Origin of the sequence: Microcoleus sp. B3-D7 (assembly GCF_036705305.1) — a bacterium.
Lineage (GTDB): Bacteria > Cyanobacteriota > Cyanobacteriia > Cyanobacteriales > Microcoleaceae > Microcoleus.
Genome location: NZ_JAUBUE010000016.1, coordinates 86,866 through 103,681, shown reverse-complemented (window position 1 = coordinate 103,681; position 16,816 = coordinate 86,866). Strand labels below are relative to the sequence as shown.

The 16,816-nt window shown below is 44.7% G+C and carries 16 protein-coding genes; all 16 read left to right on the top strand.

From position 1 onward, the window contains the following. Positions 1–33 precede the first annotated feature (33 nt). The 16 genes from QUB25_RS13905 (at position 34) to QUB25_RS13830 (ending at position 16,814) form a co-directional block, all read left to right on the top strand. Complete coding sequence (locus tag QUB25_RS13905; RefSeq protein WP_333183789.1) at positions 34–291, top strand: hypothetical protein; 258 nt, start codon at positions 34–36, stop codon at positions 289–291. Continuing rightward, positions 291–1,094, top strand: coding sequence for a phage tail fiber protein (locus QUB25_RS13900; protein ID WP_333183788.1), 804 nt, complete (start codon positions 291–293; stop codon positions 1,092–1,094). Before QUB25_RS13905 ends, QUB25_RS13900 begins: the two co-directional genes overlap by 1 nt. Then, on the top strand, positions 1,094–1,750 hold the full coding sequence (locus QUB25_RS13895) for a hypothetical protein (protein ID WP_333183787.1): 657 nt from the start codon (positions 1,094–1,096) through the stop codon (positions 1,748–1,750). Before QUB25_RS13900 ends, QUB25_RS13895 begins: the two co-directional genes overlap by 1 nt. A gap of 5 nt (positions 1,751–1,755) precedes the next feature. Then, positions 1,756–2,193, top strand: coding sequence for a hypothetical protein (locus QUB25_RS13890; RefSeq protein WP_333183786.1), 438 nt, complete (start codon positions 1,756–1,758; stop codon positions 2,191–2,193). A gap of 1 nt (position 2,194) precedes the next feature. Continuing rightward, positions 2,195–2,584 (top strand): hypothetical protein, encoded by a 390-nt coding sequence (locus QUB25_RS13885; protein WP_333183785.1) that lies wholly within the window; start codon positions 2,195–2,197, stop codon positions 2,582–2,584. After that, on the top strand, positions 2,563–3,003 hold the full coding sequence (locus QUB25_RS13880) for a hypothetical protein (RefSeq protein WP_333183784.1): 441 nt from the start codon (positions 2,563–2,565) through the stop codon (positions 3,001–3,003). Before QUB25_RS13885 ends, QUB25_RS13880 begins: the two co-directional genes overlap by 22 nt. Next, the gene (locus QUB25_RS13875; RefSeq protein WP_333183783.1) at positions 2,993–3,700 is read left to right on the top strand and encodes a hypothetical protein; all 708 of its coding nucleotides are present in this window, start codon (positions 2,993–2,995) and stop codon (positions 3,698–3,700) included. The genes QUB25_RS13880 and QUB25_RS13875 overlap by 11 nt, the downstream gene beginning before the upstream one ends. Continuing rightward, a complete protein-coding gene (locus QUB25_RS13870) occupies positions 3,700–3,924 on the top strand; it encodes a hypothetical protein (RefSeq protein ID WP_333183782.1) in 225 nt (74 codons plus the stop codon). The genes QUB25_RS13875 and QUB25_RS13870 overlap by 1 nt, the downstream gene beginning before the upstream one ends. Then, positions 3,911–4,453, top strand: coding sequence for a hypothetical protein (locus QUB25_RS13865; RefSeq protein WP_333183781.1), 543 nt, complete (start codon positions 3,911–3,913; stop codon positions 4,451–4,453). Before QUB25_RS13870 ends, QUB25_RS13865 begins: the two co-directional genes overlap by 14 nt. A gap of 107 nt (positions 4,454–4,560) precedes the next feature. After that, positions 4,561–4,842 carry a hypothetical protein gene (locus QUB25_RS13860; RefSeq protein WP_333183780.1) on the top strand — a complete coding sequence of 94 codons (282 nt, stop codon included), beginning with the start codon at positions 4,561–4,563 and terminating at the stop codon, positions 4,840–4,842. Then, positions 4,843–5,286: a hypothetical protein gene (locus QUB25_RS13855; RefSeq protein WP_333183779.1), complete on the top strand. Its 444-nt coding sequence runs from the start codon at positions 4,843–4,845 to the stop codon at positions 5,284–5,286. A gap of 66 nt (positions 5,287–5,352) precedes the next feature. Beyond that, entirely contained in the window at positions 5,353–6,168 is an 816-nt protein-coding gene (locus tag QUB25_RS13850) for a C39 family peptidase (protein ID WP_333183778.1), read from the top strand. Between the two features lie 38 nt (positions 6,169–6,206). After that, entirely contained in the window at positions 6,207–8,270 is a 2,064-nt protein-coding gene (locus QUB25_RS13845) for a hypothetical protein (RefSeq protein ID WP_333183777.1), read from the top strand. 96 nt (positions 8,271–8,366) lie between these two features. Continuing rightward, on the top strand, positions 8,367–8,705 hold the full coding sequence (locus QUB25_RS13840; protein ID WP_333183776.1) for a hypothetical protein: 339 nt from the start codon (positions 8,367–8,369) through the stop codon (positions 8,703–8,705). Between the two features lie 91 nt (positions 8,706–8,796). Then, positions 8,797–9,252, top strand: a complete 456-nt coding sequence (locus QUB25_RS13835) for a hypothetical protein (RefSeq protein WP_333183775.1) — start codon at positions 8,797–8,799, stop codon at positions 9,250–9,252. Between the two features lie 2 nt (positions 9,253–9,254). Beyond that, positions 9,255–16,814 carry a hypothetical protein gene (locus tag QUB25_RS13830; RefSeq protein ID WP_333183774.1) on the top strand — a complete coding sequence of 2,520 codons (7,560 nt, stop codon included), beginning with the start codon at positions 9,255–9,257 and terminating at the stop codon, positions 16,812–16,814. Positions 16,815–16,816: the final 2 nt, after the last annotated feature.

Genomic DNA, 16,816 nt, shown 5'->3' with positions numbered 1-16,816 from the left:
GCGCCTGCACCTCCTCCTAGTCCTGAGAATCCTTTGTCTCCAGAGACATTAGAAACACCAGACCCAGCCCCACTAAAACCAAAAGTGGAGGCTGGTGTTAAGAAACCAAGTGATGCCTCAAAAGTAACCGCACCGTCAGGTAAAGCTGATTATGCGTCAGACTATTTCAAAATGTTGGGTTTGCAAGTTTGCCCTAAATGCGGCAATAAAAAACAAACCGATGGCTACAACAATGTGATTTGTGGAATAGGTGAATCCAGTTGTCCAATGGTTGAGGAGTCTAAAAAATAATGGCAGTTGGACACTTAACAAATACAGGTAGCAACATCTACCTCAATCACCTTTTTCGGGGTCAACAAAAAAACACTGGCACTCCCTACCTTGCGCCGTTTCTGACGATGCCTTCCAAGCAAGGTCCCGGTTCTGAACCGACAGGTGCAACCAGAATTATGATGACTGCCCAAGACTGGCAAGCGCCTGTAGGTGGCTCAACGACTACTATCAAAAACTTGGTTTTTCCAAGGTCTACCGGGTGGAACGGCAACATCGTTGCGCTTGGAGTTTTTGACAGTGCCTCCGGTGGCAGTTGTCTTGCTTATTTCATCCCTGACGACGGGGAATTGATTGAAGTCAACGATTCTTTAATTGTGCTTGCGGGTGGATTGCTGCACCGGTTTGACACCGGGTTCATGTCCTTGAATTTGCAAAATGCAATCCTCAACGATTTATACCGCAGCATTCCGCTGCCTCTGTTCCCCAGCCTGTCGGTGGCTCATTACAGTAGCGCCCCCGCGCCTAATGTTTCTCCAACGATCGGCGGGACGGAACCGACAGACAGCGCGTACAACCGCCAGCCAGTAGCGGTTAACGGGACTGCTTTTGGCGCTGCAACTGCTGGAAAAATTTCAACAATTATTCCTTTTTCTTTTGCTGCGGCGACGGCGGCACAGGGGCTAAGAACACATTGGGGCTTGCATGACGCTCCTACTGCAGGCAACTTCCAAGTTGGTGGCGTGCTCGTTCCACCTAAAACAGTAGATGCGGGCGATCCGTTTACGTTAACTGAACTCACGATCGGATTGGATGCAGCGTAATGCCTACTCAATTCGCCACAGCGACGGCAACAGCCACAACAGTGACAGAGACAGACGATGAGTTGATAGTTCGCAATCGGCACTCAGCCGGAAGTGGGTTAGTGTCAACCAGTGCGATCGCGCTGTCGCTAGGTCGAGACAGGTACGTTCTCGGTATGAACGCGCAGACCGCTGTTTTTGGGTCGGCTGTTGCAACGAGAGAGCGAGCTGTCAGCGCGATCGGGATGCAGTCAACTCAAACAGGTTGCAACAAAGTTGTGTCAATGCCTGCTGTCTTGGCTCCTGAAGGTAAACTCTGGCTTAACGGAAAACCGTTAATAAACCAGCCATTACAAAAAGGTCAGTCTTTGCAAATTAGGTTTGAGCTTTTAGGTCGGAAACTTTCAAACCTTAAAGCAAGGTTTAGGTTGTTCAATTTGCAAGGAGTTAGTCTGCTTGACAAACTTGAAAATATTGCACCGGGTGGTTTAGAAGTTGATTCAGAAACTGTCCAGCCCGGAGGATTGACAACTTACATCGGTTACATCTTCATTGATCGAATCGAAACTCTTTTTGCAGAATTCGCCCGCGAGTTTGAGACAGAATATGAGTTTGAAATTGGTAATTCTAGACTCAATTATCCGATCGAACGCGGCTTTTTAACTTTTAACGGATAGCAACTATGAACTCGCTTTACATAGATATGCGTTACGAAAGCAACAATATGAAATTTGATGGAGCAGAGCAGCCTGTTTTTGTTCGATCAGATAGTGTGGTTGTTGTTGGGCCGATTGCTGGCGCTAATTTAACCGGATTGACCGTCAAAGCTTCGGTCTGCAAAGTGTTGCCCGATGGTTCAAATAGCCCACCAATCTATTCTCGAACTGTTGGCAGTGGAATTACGCTTAGCACTTTAAATGCTAGTGAAAAAAAAGCAGCCATAGTTTTAATTCAATCAGGCGACAATGCCGCCGATGAACCAGGGCAAAAGTATGTTGCGGATATTGAGTTTAGCTACGATCAAGATTTTACAGTCGGCACAACAGTTGGAACGGCAACACCAATGCGAAAAACAATTAAAGGAGGGTTTAGCATTGAGGAAGATTACACGGTGATTTAGTATGGCTTCTGAATTTCTAGAGTATGCAAATTCTAAATTATTTGTGTTGGTAAATTCAATAGAAATAGAGACAGACGAGTGGGGAAATATCCAACCTAAAAAGCAATTAGTAGAAGTCGAAACTTTTCTTAAAGAGTCTCGTGGAACAGGTGGGCAACCAGTAATTTCTAAGCCAGATGACAAACAAGGAGCAAATTCATTGAGAACTTACTTAAAAGGTTATTTAGTGAACCCCATGCAATGGCCCGGAAATATCAGACCGACCGAATGTGAGGTTGAATACTACGGAAAAACAGGAAAGCTTCAAGTTTTGTCTCAATTTCCCCGACCGTTTGACACTGAGCTATTAACAGGAGCAATTGTGGAAGGATGGGCAACGTTTCAAGCTTAAACGACGAAATTATTGCACTTAAGACAGCAATAGAAACGCTGGCAGGATTGGGGACTTATTTATTCCCAACTGGTCAAACTTTAAAAGCTGTTGCAGTAGCCAAGCCCAACTTTCCACCAGCAGGGACACAAACGCAGGGGTTAGAAGTTGTAATTATCCCAGCAGAAGAGTTAACGGTGACGCCAATGCTCAACCAAGGAATGGGTTGGGTGCGATCGCACAAGATAACTCTTAAGCAATGGGATAACCAAGACACAACCTTAAAAATAATTGAGCCGTTAATCCAGTTGTTAATGAATCTTAATTATTCAGTAAATGTCGGATTAAGAATTATTCCCAATCCCAAAATTGGCAATATAGAAACTAGAAATCTGACAATATCTAAAACTATTGTAAGCAGGAGAAAACATGGGAACTAGCTATCAAAACCGGGAGTTACAAAAAGGTTGGAAAACTTCAGTCTACTGCTGGAAACAAAAAACAAAACCTACATTACCTTTTGCGCCTGTTACGCTGACACTGACAGCGGCAGCAACAGAAGGAGCTACAACAATGACTGTGACTGGCGCTCCTGCTGCCGCAATAGAGAAAGGCAACGTTTTGCTTTTTGTTGATTCTGACGAACTAGCTTATTTAGCAGAAATAACGACAGACAGTACGGGCGGCGCGTTGACTGTTCGAGCTTTGGCTGAAACTATTCCATCAGGTGCAACGGCGATGTGGCCGCCTGAATTGCTCGATCGGACAGATGCTGAGATTAGCCGAACGGTTGACACCACCGATACCCAAACTTTTAACACGGGTGGCAACAAGTTAATCACTACGACTACCAGCAGCCGATCGTTGAGTCTGCCGGGTCCTTATATGCTGAAAAATGGCGGGTATTGGACGGCGTTTTTCTCAGCAGAAGAGAAAGTTGCACTGTGGTTTGCAATCCAACACGAAGCGCCCGATCAAGATTTGGGAACTATTAAGGAAGCCCCATTTATTGCCAAGGGTTATGTCACGGACAACACGACATCGGCTGCTGCTGATGGGTTTAGAATGGGCGACTTATCGGTCGATATTACGGGCGCTCCCATTAGCGATTTTAGAGTTGTCGGAATTGCCGCCTAATGGCTAAAGCTTCGTCGCTTCAAACTAAAGGTGTTTTTGCTTGCTGCTGCAATATTCACGATCGCACAATCCATTGTGAAATGTTGGCTGTTAGCGGGAACCAAGAAATTGAAGCAAGTTTACTAGACGTAGAAACAGGTAAGCGCTATTCGGTTCGTTTACCTGCTGGCGCACACATACTATGGGATTACACTATGGAGAGAGTTGTAGATGTTGCCATTTAAGACTACTGCCACACAGCAGGGAGAAAATATAGCGCTGGTTGAGGATGGTTTTGGCAATTCGATCGAGATTCCGAAATATGGATGCCTGACATACAACGAAGAGAACGCCATCAGCCAGTATTATATCGGACTTAAAGATGGGGTTAGTCGAGTTGATGCACGGTTGTCAGAAATTACCATTTTACTTCGCTCTAGATTTAAACTTCCTGAGTTGACAACTGATCAAGTTGCCGATCAAGCCTCAACAATGCCAATGATCGATCGCCTGTACGAATTTGTACTGGGCGAACGCACTCGGTGGATACCCAAGGAAGTTTTACTCGAACTGACTGGAGAGGTCGCTAAAGAAATGGCGATCGAAACAGCCCGCCAGTATAAAGGCATTGTCGCCGGACGCCCTGACCTTGAACTAGAAAAACGCTGGGTAGTGTTTGCAAAAAAAGGGCCTTGGCTCGAAGGGTTTGAAATTCTCAAAGACTTTGCGGAAGATGAGCCGATGGGAAAGCCACTGACTCGAAACCTCAACTGATTGACTGGGAGAGTATTTACTGGAAACTAAGGTTAAATTATCCATCAGACGATCGGTTTAATTCTGATAATTTTGCAGACCAACCCCTGATAATTATTGAACAAGCTTTGGAGGCGATCGGCAAAAGAGAAATTGAATTAGGCAACCTGATAGCAACTCCAATCAGTAGAGCGATGTTGTACATCCTTTCTAGTAAGGGAGTTAAACGCCCAGAAAAAGAACTTAATTCAATTAACCCGTACAACCAAGCGATTGAAAGCGAGATTGCGAAGAAAAAATATTCTAAGGAATTTGTCAAAACGTTTTTAAAGTTACTTAAAAACGGCAAAGTCCCTCACTGGCTCACAGGTCAGCTAGATATTGAATCCATAACATTAGCAGGAGAGTAAATGAGCGTTTTAAAGTTTAAATTATTAGCAGAAGTTGTTACACGAGAGATTGATATTTCAGACAATGTAGGAAATATTATCAGTATTCCTAGCAAGGGTGTTTCTGATTATCAAGAATACAAACAAGCAATGGGACGTATTTTAAAAGCACAAAACAACCCTAATGCGGCTGCTGGAATTGAGATTGAAATTGTTCTTGTGTGTCTTAGATATAGGTTTTCTATTGATTCCAAGATTAGTGATGAAGAAATTTTACAACTAGACAATGGAGAATCAATGAATGTTTCAATGATCCAAAAATTATTTAGATTTTTTGCCAACGAGTTAGGAATAGAAGGGCTTGCGCCAAAACAATCTGGACAAATGGAAGATGCCACGCCCTATGTAGATCAATCAAAAAATGAGGGAACTAAAGGATTTAAAAAGTCTAAGCTGCTACATTAATTTACCTGCGTGTTTTGCGTTTGATTCAACGTTCATGAATACAAAATGTCTTTAAAAATATAAACGATGGTTACTCTAGAGTTAAAAGTTCCTTATCTTTCTCAGCGTGACAATTCTCTACATCCCGGCGGAACGTGCAACACGACCTCGATCGCGATGTGTATGGCTTACCACGGGGAACCTATTAAACGTCTGGACGGGGAGCAACTAGAAGATTATTTGACTAACTATTGCTTAAGTAATGGGTTGTCCCGCCACTCTCCCGGCGACCTTGAGGTATTGGCACAGAGACACGGGTATCGCCCTAAATTTAGCGCTCACGCCACATGGGAACAGGTCAAGGCTCACATCAATTCGGGTAAGCCATGTGTGACTCACGGATGGTTTACACCTTCCGGTCACATCATCACCATAATTGGGTACAACGAAAAAGGCTGGATTGTTCACGATCCTTGGGGTGAATGGTATCGAGACGGCTACGACACCGGGGTTTCGGGAAAAGGTTTAGTTTATTCCTACGGCATGATGTCAGACTTGTGTGGCCCCGATGCCGAAGGTCAGCTTTGGATACACTTCTTTTCTGGTAAGTCCGAGGACAAAAGAGTCTGGCAGCCCGGAGAGCTTGGGGGTCTTCGACTTCAGGATATCTATGAACGCAAGCTAAATCTGTCTCTAGTAGAGGTAAAGAAAGACATTGGACTGGTGAAGCAGATCCAGATTTGCCTTGCTCGGTTCCCACAGTTTCAACCAGGAACTCCGGATGGTAGTTGGGGCCCGGTAACTCAGAAAGCTTTTGAAAATTTGGCTTTTAACTTTCAGATTGACGCAAAAGCGATCAACTTTAAAACTGCAAAAATTCTGATTGAGGGTAAATATAGATAGTTTGTAATCTAAGCTAGATTTAACTTAAGAATTAAAAGATGCCTAACGCTTACGGACGCGCTTTTACCACTGCTAATTTTCTTTCCAATTTGGCTACTTTGAAGGCCATAAATTTTGGCGCGTCCGATCCAGCAGGAGTTTGGTTTGTTGTGCCTAACGCCTTCACTAATAATATTGAGGTTTGGGTGTGGCAGCCGGACTCGATCGTTGCAACTGATGAAGTTTCTGTAATTCGACCAGATTCAATACTTCCCGGTAGTCCTGGGCGTTGCATTCAAAGATTAAAATTTGATGCTAGCCAGTTAGGAGGGATTCTTGCAGCGATCGCAGCGTTGACAACAACAGGATTGATCGAGCTTTCCGTTGGTGGCACGGTAAGCACTTCTCCAGTAACTGATTTTATAAAAACACTGTTGAACGATGTAGACGCAGCAGCCGCGCGATCGACGCTTGGATTAAGCGAAGCTGCAACGCGGGCGATCGGGACAGACAGTGGACAAATCCGAGATGCGGCAGATGAGGCTTACTCAAATGCTCGCAGTCCTCTTTCTCATGCGAATACCCACTTATCAGGAGGGGGAGACTCACTTGGACTGGGGGCTGCTGCTTTTCGGTCGATCGGGAATAGTGGCGGGCAAATCCGAGACGCAGCAGACGGAGCTTACTCAAATGCCCGCACTCCAACATCTCACGCAAGCACTCACGCAGTTGGTGGAACAGACGTTGTTCCTGTTTTTGGCTATCTGGCAGTTTTGGCAAACACAACGCTCACGACTGCTAATCAACGCCAGTTGATTGACGTAAATGCCGCAGTCGCAGCTATCGCTATAACTTTGCCTGCCGCCGCAACAGTTGGCAGTGGTTGGGCGGTGCAAATTCGCAAGTCAGATAGCTCGGCAAATATAGTCACAATTTCTAGGTCGGGAAGCGATACTATTAACGGTGCAACCACACTGCCACTAGCGGTTCAGCATCAAAGCTTTATTCTGTTCAGCTTGGGTGGAACGAGTTGGGGTGTTATCGCTGGATTCCCCGGCTCCCTCCCGGCTAATAGCTTACTTGGCAGAGGTGGAACGGCGGGCGCTCCAGAGGTGATTGCAAGCAACACCTTTGCTCTTAGCTCTGCTTTGACAACTAAGGCAGATTTGGTTGGTGGCTTTGTCCCCAGCTCTCAGCTTCCAAGTTATGTTGATGACATTTTAGAATACGCGACCCTTGCAAATTTTCCAACAACGGGAGAGATAGGGAAGATTTACGTTACGATCGACACAAATCTTACTTATCGGTGGTCAGGAAGCGTTTATGTTGAGATATCAGCGTCTCTAGCATTAGGGACTACTTCTGGCACAGCTTACAGAGGCGATCTTGGAAATACGGCATACCAACACTCTCAACTAACAATAGGGAATCCGCACAACGTCACTGCTTTCCAGGTTGGACTCGGAGCGCTTACTAATAACTTGCAATTGACAGTTGCCAACAATTTAAGTGATTTAAACAGTCGCCAAACGGCATTAAATAATTTAGCTGGAGGTATTACAGCAAACCGTTTTTTAAAAGGGAATGGCACAAATGTTGTTTTTGGTCAAGTTGATTTAGCTACTGCCGATATAACAGGAATTTTGCCAATTGCAAACGGTACAAACTTTGTTGCTATAAGTGGAGATCAATCAGGAATTGGGGGTAATAAAACATTTACAGGTGCAATTAATATTACTAACGCTACCCAATCTACTTCAACTACGACTGGCGCACATATAGTCAGTGGGGGTCAAGGAGTCGGGGGGAATCAATATATAGGAGGATTTACACAACTAGGAGATAATATTGCTATAAAACAAAAGCAAATATCTGGAACTACCGGGACTGGTGGAGCTGATGTAGCTGTTACACATGGAATAACCGGAACCATTAGAGGAGTTACTTGTATTGTTACAGATGTCGCTAATAGATTAATGTCCCCCGGTATGACTCTATCGGGGGCACAAAACGAGTATTATGTTTATACCACTTCTACTCAATTTATTGTTTATGTCCCCCCTACTAATTCTGCCAATGTAGTCAGCAGACCTTTTGTTGCTTTAATTACGTATAGTGCATAAAATTATGCAAATTATTCTTGTAAGATTGAGTAATATTCCTATTATCCAAATTATCAAACAACTAGAATTAACTTTTAATGATATAGGAGTTTAAAAATGCCAGTTGACCTACCAAATTCTAACGGAATAATGCGACGCGACGTTGCGGAACGATTCCAGATTCTCAATCTTTTGGAAGCTAAAGAAATGGTTTCTAAAATGCGAATGGAGGCGTATTTTGTAACTTCCATATATCTAGACGGCGAAAAGCTTTCCGAAGCATGGAATAGTCAAGTTTTAGTTTTTGACTGTGAAAATGATCCAGAACTGGAAACGGCAATGCAAATAATTCAAAATCGAATTGGGCAGAAACGATACTTACAAATTACAACGCCACCAGAAATTCCTGAGCCTGTAGAAAATCTAAAAATAATACCATTAATTGAAAACAGTTAAAAAATAATGAAACCAAAAATAACATTTAACGGCGCTGCAATTAAAGGCGCTGCGCTCCAAGCTTTTCAAGAAGTTATTGAGGATGTAAAAAATGCCAATACGCGGTAAAGTTTCTGTTAATTTTAATGGTACTGCTTTACGAGGGGCCGCTTTACGTGCTTTTGAGCGCACAATGAAAGATTTAGGTAATACTTTTCAAGAAGTCATTGGTGAGGTTGGGGCCTTTCCTGACTTTCCACAAAGTGACATCATTGACACGGGCGTGTTAAAAGAATCACAAACTGTCGCTTTCCCGTCTCCGGGTTCTGTTGTTTTTGATTGGTCTGTAGAATACGCGCCTTATGTTCATGATGGTTATACCTTGCAAAACGGCGCGCAACAACCCGGCAGACCGTGGACATCCTTGGGCTTGCAAAAGTTTGATCCAGTGGTGCAGTATACCGCAAACTTAAACGCTGAACTAGCTTTCGTCCCGATCGCGATGCGTCGAGTTGGGCTAGTTGCTCGAAGAAAACTTACAACCCGATTATCTAACTGGCAGGTTTAATTATGTACGGTGGCGTCAGTATTCCAGTCAGTTTGGGTTTAGGCGGATTTCAGCAACAAGTCGGAGTAGCTACGCGAGCACTTCAAGGTGTGGGACTAGCAGGCGGCACAGCAAGTTCAAGAGTTGCCCAAGTTGCGATCGCAGCAAAGCAATTTGTCAATCTAGCTGTCCCTGCGTCTATTTTTGCTAGCCAAATAGCACAGTCAGTTTTTGGCATGACACAACTTTCAACAAAGATAGCTGGTGTTGCCAACTTTTTTGCTGCAAATTATTTTCCATTACCTTTCCTTAGTCCAATTAACCAAGGAATACTTCAAACAGTCGTATTCCTACGACAGGCTGGAACAATTAATTCTGTAATTTCTTCTGCTATTACAGGTTTTACTAATCTTGGATTTTCGGGGAAACTAGCTTTTTCCACAATCTTAACAGGTGGATTAGCTGCTGCGCCGCAAGCAATGGCATTTTTGCTTAATCAGTCTGCACTTGTTAATCAAGTGTTTGTTACTGGCTTGATTCCAAACATAATGACAGTTAATGCGTTGATGATGACTTATCAAAGTCTTTTTGCAACTGCATTAGCCAATCCAGTTAGATACACAGATTTAGTCGTTTTAGGTGGAATACTTAAAGAATTAGTTCCTAAAGCATCACTTCTGGGTCAAACATTAAATACTATGATAACTCCCATTAAATTTGGGAGAGCCGCTCAAGGATTTATTGCTTATTTAAATTTATTAGGTACTGAAGTTACTGCATTAACAATGCAAGTAAATACGCTCACCACGGGGCTTGCAGCAAGCGCAGCAAGTTTAATTGGTGGTGGGAGTTTTCTGTTGCCAGGGCAATTATCTCCAGGCCCTACTGTTGTCGATATGTTTCAAAATCAGCAAGGGGTAGAAGAAGCAGTACAGTATCAAATCCTTACTGATAACTTGCGAGCGTTAAGCGAAACTAGCGGCGCAACTGCCACACAAATAGACAACGTAAATAGAGCAATATTTAGTATTGGCACAAGTACCAAGCAAAATATAGACCAAGTTGCAAATAGTGCTTCTGCATTGAAACGCGCTGGGGTAGATGTAGAAGAATTGCCAGCCGCTTTAAAAAGTTTGGGTTATGCGGCTAGTGCCACAAATGAAGACATGATGGCACTTGGTAAAACCACGCTAGATCTGACAAGCGCTTTTACTGGGTTAACGATTCCCGAAGCGGCCGACGTATTAACAGCAATTAGCACACAAACAGGTGTAGCTACAAATCAATTAGCAACAAGTATAGTTAGTGCTAGTGGAATAGCCAAATCTGCGGGTTTAAATTTCAAGGAAACTGCGCTTTTAATTGGATCTCTGGGTGCTGCCGGAATTAGTGGAGCCAATGCAAGCGGTACTCTTGAAGCCGCGATAACATCTTTGCAAGGAATAGCAGGAGATTACAATAAAAATACCAAATCAAATGGCGTATCCGCTCTTAGCGCTCTTGGACTTTCTAAATCAGATATAGTTGATGCTAGTGGCAATGTAAATAATATTGAGTCTATTATTCAAAGTTTTCAGGGTCGAATAGCAGAGTTTAATAACGCAGGGAAACAAAGTCAAGTTGCTCCTTTAATTTCTCAAGTATTTGGATCTCAAAGCGCTAACGAAATGTTAGCTTTGTTCAATCAGTCTTCATCCGCAATTAATAGTTTAAAGCAGTCAATTAACAACGCAGGTGGAGTTAGCCAGAAAGTTAGCGACAGTCAAATGACTTCTTTGGCTGGAACTTTGGACAGATTAACTGACGGTGCTCGTGCAGTTTCAATTACTGTCGGTCAATTTCTAAGCCCTATATTGAGTTCGTTTTTGCAACCAGTAGCTGCATTAACAGAAGGATTTTTAAAGCTTCCTCCAGCTCTTCAGTTAACCGCTTTATCTCTCAGCGTTGTGGGGCCACTAGCTTTAGTAGTATTTCAAGGTACAAAGCTTTTAGTAACTTGGACTAAGTTATGGGCGGCAGCTCAAATTGCTGCTGGTGTTGCTGCTGATATTTTTACAGGAAAGCTAACCGCATTGCAAGTTAAGCAAGCAATTGCTGTACAATGGACGGAAATTACCACTAAGGTTACACAAGCTTATTCTTTTGCGTTAGGTGTACTAACAGGTCAAATAAGTGCCACAGAAGCTAAGCAAGCAATTTTAAATGCAAGTCAAGCATTTGGTGCGGCTAACAGTAGAGAGTTTTTTAATACCACCAAAGCGTCTATTGCTATCTTAGGTGATTATGCCAAACATTTGATTATTGGTACAACAAATATTAGATTGTTCTCAATCTCTCAGTTAGCCAGTGCAGCAGCTACTGGGATTAAGAATACAATTATAAATACAGCAATTGCTCTCACTAAAGCGCAAACCTATGTAGATTTAGCGCAAAACGCTGTTACATTAACTCAAATTGGAATCAATAAAATAGTTAGTGGATCTATTGCAGCAAAAACATTTGTTTTAGGATTGTTCACTAGGCAACAGGCTACAGCAAACACTCAACAGTCACTTAGTACAACTATTTCATTAATAGCCGCTCAAGCTAAGAATATTTATGCAATCGCCGTAGGCCGAGCATCAGCGGCAACCCTAGGGTTTATTGGTACAATGGCAACGCTGGCGGTTAGGTTTGCGCTTCTTACTGCCGCTGCTTGGGCTGTATCGCAAGCGTGGAATTCGTTTTCGGTGGGAGTCAAAGAAGCTAATGGGATTAAAGAAACCGCAGATAACATCAACAAATTAACGACAGAGTTGACCGGGCTACAGGCAAAAGCGAATGATTCTGGAAATGCTTTTCAACAGTTCTGGGAAAGCGTGCAAAAGAAAGGGCCGATTGAAGCTACTCAACAAGCATTATCTACAGTAACTGGCGGCTCTTCTGCTGACATTTATGGCAAAGATTTTTCGGTCATAACAGGCTCTCAATTAGCAGCACAACGGGCAATGTTTGCCACTGAAGAAGTTTCTAAAGCTGTCAATACTCAGCTAGAGCTAGGTGTTGGCGTTATGCAAAAATATGGAATAGAAACCTTAGACGCTGCCGACAAGCAAAGACTAGGGGCGCAAGGTATAGCTGATTTCAAGGTTGAAGCTACTCGCCAAGTAGATACTTTAAATAAAACGTTAGAGGCATTAAAAGCTCAAAAACCTGTCAATGACGAACAGAAAGTGTTTTTGCAAACAAATATCAAATTAACGGAGCAACAGATTCGGATTCTGCGCGGTAAAATAGTCGCATTAGAATCTGAAACGGCTACAACCAAAATACATATTTTAACTCTAGATGAGTTAACTAAAAAGTATAAAGAGGTGGCTTACGCATCCGAAATGGCTACTCAAAAATCATTAGCTTCGATCGAAGAAAGGGTAGCAAAAGGGAAAGGACGAGGTGGTATCGACCAAGAACGAGGAGACGAATTAAAGTTAGGGCTTGAAAAAGTTGGAGTGACCGAACGCACTCGAACAAACGCAAGTCAACTCAAAGACTTAAAAGCTGCAAGCGTTGGGGCAAAACCCGAAGATACAGCTAAAATTGCTGAAGAAATTAAGCGAATAGAACTAGACCAAGTAAAAACTAGGATTGACGCGGCTAAGCTTGAGCAGCAGGCGCGAAAAAATCTTAACGATGATATCTTAGGAAATGTCAAAGAACGAGAGGACGCTGTAACAGCTAAGCAGCAGTTGTCCAGTCAAAATCAAATAACTGCAATTAAGAAAGCGCAAGCCGCCCGCACGTATTCAGCAGAAGAAGCAGCAGCTAAAATTGCCGCGATTGAGTCTGCCGACTTGCAAGCATCGATCGCCCACGAAACCGAGAAGCAGCAAAAGCTGAATCAACTTCGGCAGTGGGGAGTAATTTCAGAGGAAGAAGCCCGGAAAGGTATGCGTGAGTCTGTCGGTGAAGTTGCCAAAATCCAAGGGCAAATTGCTGAAGCTGGACTTAAGAAAACCGAAGAACAAGCAGCGGCGCAACTCAAGTCAATCAAAGACCGCGAGGACTCGCTGACAACTGCTCAAGAACTGTCCAGCCAAACCCAAATAACAGCTATTAAAAAAGCTCAGGCGGCTAAAGTCTACTCGGCAGAAGAGGCTGCCGCAAAGATTGGGGCGATCGAGACGGCAGACTTGCAGGCATCGCTCAACCGAGAAGTCCAGAAACAGCAAAACATAAATCAACTACGCCAGCGCGGGCTAATTTCCGAAGAGGAAGCTCGGAAAGGGTTGGGTGAATCCGCAATTGCGATCGCGAAAACTCAAGGTCAACTTGCCGAGGCTGAAGTTAAAAGATCGGAAGAACGGGTTGCCGCTAGAGTTAAAGCGATCGAAGAACAAGCAAAATTTGCTAAACTCAGACCCGAACAGGAACTGGCAAAACTAGACGCCAAGTCGTTCGCAAGCGACCAGCAAGGAAAACTGACGACGGCTCAATCGGGAGTTGGCGACGCCCGATCGGAACTAGACAAACAGCGCTTAGGGTTTGCCTTACAGTTGGCTGAGCTCAACAACAATCAGTCGCAGCAAGAGCAAATAAAGAACCAGATTTACCAGCAGCAGTTAGCCTCGCTTACTCAACAGCAAGAGGCTAAGCGGCAAGAATTGGTGCTGAGTCAACAGCAGCAATCGATTGAGCTTGAGCGCAAACGCATTCAATCAGAACTCGCAGTTCTTGAGGCACAATCAGCGCTACAGATTGCCCAAGCTCAAGGTGCATCAGCCGCCGAAATTGCGGCGCTACAGCAGTCAGTCTCGCTCAAACAGCAAATTGTCGCACAGGTTGCCACGGAACAAGCTAACCAAGGTAAACTCAACAGTCTGTCCAGCGAGCAGCTAGCCATTCAACAGCAGACGGCTAAGGAAGGGCTGGAACAGCAACGCCAGATTGATTTGGAGCGAGAGGCGATCGAGAAAAAGACCAAAGCTATTGAGGAAGGGTTGAACCGGGCGCGGGCCCTGTCAGAAGCGCGATCGCAAGGACTGGAATTTAAAGGACAAGACATCGGTGCCGAAATCAACAAGCAAAAGTTGCTAGCCGACATTTCCCAGTCTCAATCCAACTTGCAAAAACAACGCCTAGAATTCAGTTTACAAACGGCAGAACTAACGGGTCAGGAGTCTACCAAAGAACAGCTTAAGCAGCAAATATACCAACAGCAGCAGGCGTCGTTAATTGCCCAGCACCAAGCTCAGAAAACCAGCCTTCAGTTATCCAATCAGCAAGCGGCGATCGAACTTGAACGCAAACGCATTCAGGGCGAAATAGCGCTCCTAGAAGCCCAAGCAAACCTGGAATCAGCCCAAGCCAAAAACGCATCCGCCGCCGAGATTAGCAGCTTGCAAGCAGTCATCGCTCTGCGCCAAAAGTCGGTTGACTACATCTCAACCGAAGAAGCCAATCAGAACAAAATCAACCAGCTAACCAGCCAGCATCTCACCCTAGAACAGCAAATTGCCAGAGAAGGGTTGGAACAGCAGCGCCAACTAGAGACGCAAAAGTTGGCGATCGAGAAGCGGACTAAGGCGATCGAGGATGGTTTGATCCGATCACGCACGGCAATGGAGGGGCAATCCCAGAGTCTCGAATTTAAGGGGCAAAACGTCGGCGGTGAGATTGACAAGCAGAAGGGCGTCACCGACCTACAACAGTCACAGGCAGCATTGCAAAAACAGCAGCTAGACTTTGCCCTACAACGTGCCGAACTTACCGGGAACGAATCGGCTAAGGAGCAAATTAAGGAACAGATATACCAACAACAGAAAGCCGCGTTAGTTGCCCAACAGCAAGCCCAAATTGTCGGTATTGGATTATCCCGTCAACAAGCAGCGATCGAACTTGAGCGCCAAAAACTCTCAGCACAAATCGCAGTCACAGAAGCCCAAGCAAATCTGGCAAAAGCCCAAATCACTAAAACTACATCGGCAGCCGAAATGGAATCCTTGCGGGCAACTGTCGGTTTTAGGCAGCAAGCGCTCGGTCAAATTACCGCACAGGCCGCGGTCAGCAAGCAGGTGCAGTCAACTGAAGATCAGAAGCTGGCGATCGAACGCCAGACGACAATGGAAAATTTGGTGCAGACTCGCGAACTGGAACGCCAGAAAGAAGCCATTGAGAAACAGAAGCAGGCGATCGAGGAAAGGTTGCAGGCTCAAAAGTCGGGATTAGAAAACCGCCAGGGCAAACTGGAACTGTCAAACCAGTTGTTAGACTTAGAGTCACGGCAGTTGTCGGCGCGATCAGGATTAGCCGAAGCAACCAACGGTTTAGAGCAGCAGCGGCTTGAATTTTTGATGTCTCAGGCTGAGATTACAGGCAACACCGCTCAGCAAGAAAGCTTGAAAACTCAGCTTTACCAACAACAGTTAGCGGCGATTGACAGGTCACATCAAGTGCAGTGGCAGTCGTTTGAGATTAGCCAGAAGCAGAAGCAGATTGAACTTGACAGACAAGAAATTCAAGCTAAGATTGCTGCATTTGAAGCTGAGGCTAACATAGCAAAAGCCAAAGCCGACAACAGTTCACCCCAGCAGATATCGGCGCTGGAGTCAGTTTACAAACTGCGGCAGGAAGCTCTGGGTCAGCTTGGTCAAATGCGAACCGCCGAAAGACAAATAGCAAATCTTGAGCAGCAAAAATTAAACACCGAGCAATTGTCAGCTCGGGAGAAACTACGCCAGACAAACCAGCTTGAAAAAATGAAGCAAGCTTATGACGCAAACAACAAAGCTCTTGAAAAGAAAAAAGAGCTAGAAAAACCAGAGCCTATTAATACAAGTGGTGGCATCACTTGGATGGATCAGGCTGAGAGCCCGTGGTTTGAAAACGCCAAAAACCCATTTCAAGAAACTGCCGAAAATTTCTTTGCTGCGTCAATCCCGCCTGACTTAGCGCCGATCGCACCGGACGCACTTAAAACCGACCCTTTGCTAACAGGTAAAACACCAGACACCGCACAGCAGTTGGCTAATATGCAAGTGACTGCTCAAAATGTGTACCTGACTGGAACCGTTGCAGAGGCTCAAAAACCTGCTGATTGGTTATCCCAGACACTTGCCGACATCAGTGCTCCGGTCGCCCAATCTCAACCGATGGATACAACGGCTCAACGCGAAGCGGCCAAAGCAAAAATTGAACAGGCGCGATCGGCACTGTCGGCGGCGCTTGCTCGTCAGAACGCAGAGACGGTCAACATCGACCCTGCTGAAGCGGCACGACAAGGGTTAGATGCGGCGGCATCGGCTAGAGATTTTGCGGCTCAGATTCGAGCCGATCTAAAATCAGGTGTGCTCAAAAACCAAGTGACCGGGCGGACGGTTTCGCTAAACCTACCCCCCACCTTGGCAGAGTTGGCGTCAAATGTAGCAAAGGCAGAGGCGGCGCTGAAAGAGATTAAAGACCCTGTTACGTTAGACTCAATCTATAAATCAATGGAGGAAATAAAAGGAATATTGAAGAACTTACCTACAGGAAACTTGACCGTAGTTTCTCAGAACCCTGTTGCTGAATGTGGAGAAATCCTATCTGCCCTTACTAGGAGGCGATAAAT

Bases quoted from the DNA above. Each gene is read 5' to 3' on its own strand.
- QUB25_RS13875 (WP_333183783.1), top strand. From the start codon at position 2,993: ATGGGAACTAGCTATCAAAACCGGGAGTTACAAAAAGGTTGGAAAACT.
- QUB25_RS13885 (WP_333183785.1), top strand. From the start codon at position 2,195: ATGGCTTCTGAATTTCTAGAGTATGCAAATTCTAAATTATTTGTGTTG.
- QUB25_RS13880 (WP_333183784.1), top strand. From the start codon at position 2,563: ATGGGCAACGTTTCAAGCTTAAACGACGAAATTATTGCACTTAAGACA.
- QUB25_RS13845 (WP_333183777.1), top strand. From the start codon at position 6,207: ATGCCTAACGCTTACGGACGCGCTTTTACCACTGCTAATTTTCTTTCC.
- QUB25_RS13890 (WP_333183786.1), top strand. From the start codon at position 1,756: ATGAACTCGCTTTACATAGATATGCGTTACGAAAGCAACAATATGAAA.
- QUB25_RS13830 (WP_333183774.1), top strand. From the start codon at position 9,255: ATGTACGGTGGCGTCAGTATTCCAGTCAGTTTGGGTTTAGGCGGATTT.
- QUB25_RS13850 (WP_333183778.1), top strand. From the start codon at position 5,353: ATGGTTACTCTAGAGTTAAAAGTTCCTTATCTTTCTCAGCGTGACAAT.
- QUB25_RS13855 (WP_333183779.1), top strand. From the start codon at position 4,843: ATGAGCGTTTTAAAGTTTAAATTATTAGCAGAAGTTGTTACACGAGAG.
- QUB25_RS13895 (WP_333183787.1), top strand. From the start codon at position 1,094: ATGCCTACTCAATTCGCCACAGCGACGGCAACAGCCACAACAGTGACA.
- QUB25_RS13840 (WP_333183776.1), top strand. From the start codon at position 8,367: ATGCCAGTTGACCTACCAAATTCTAACGGAATAATGCGACGCGACGTT.
- QUB25_RS13865 (WP_333183781.1), top strand. From the start codon at position 3,911: ATGTTGCCATTTAAGACTACTGCCACACAGCAGGGAGAAAATATAGCG.
- QUB25_RS13870 (WP_333183782.1), top strand. From the start codon at position 3,700: ATGGCTAAAGCTTCGTCGCTTCAAACTAAAGGTGTTTTTGCTTGCTGC.
- QUB25_RS13900 (WP_333183788.1), top strand. From the start codon at position 291: ATGGCAGTTGGACACTTAACAAATACAGGTAGCAACATCTACCTCAAT.
- QUB25_RS13835 (WP_333183775.1), top strand. From the start codon at position 8,797: ATGCCAATACGCGGTAAAGTTTCTGTTAATTTTAATGGTACTGCTTTA.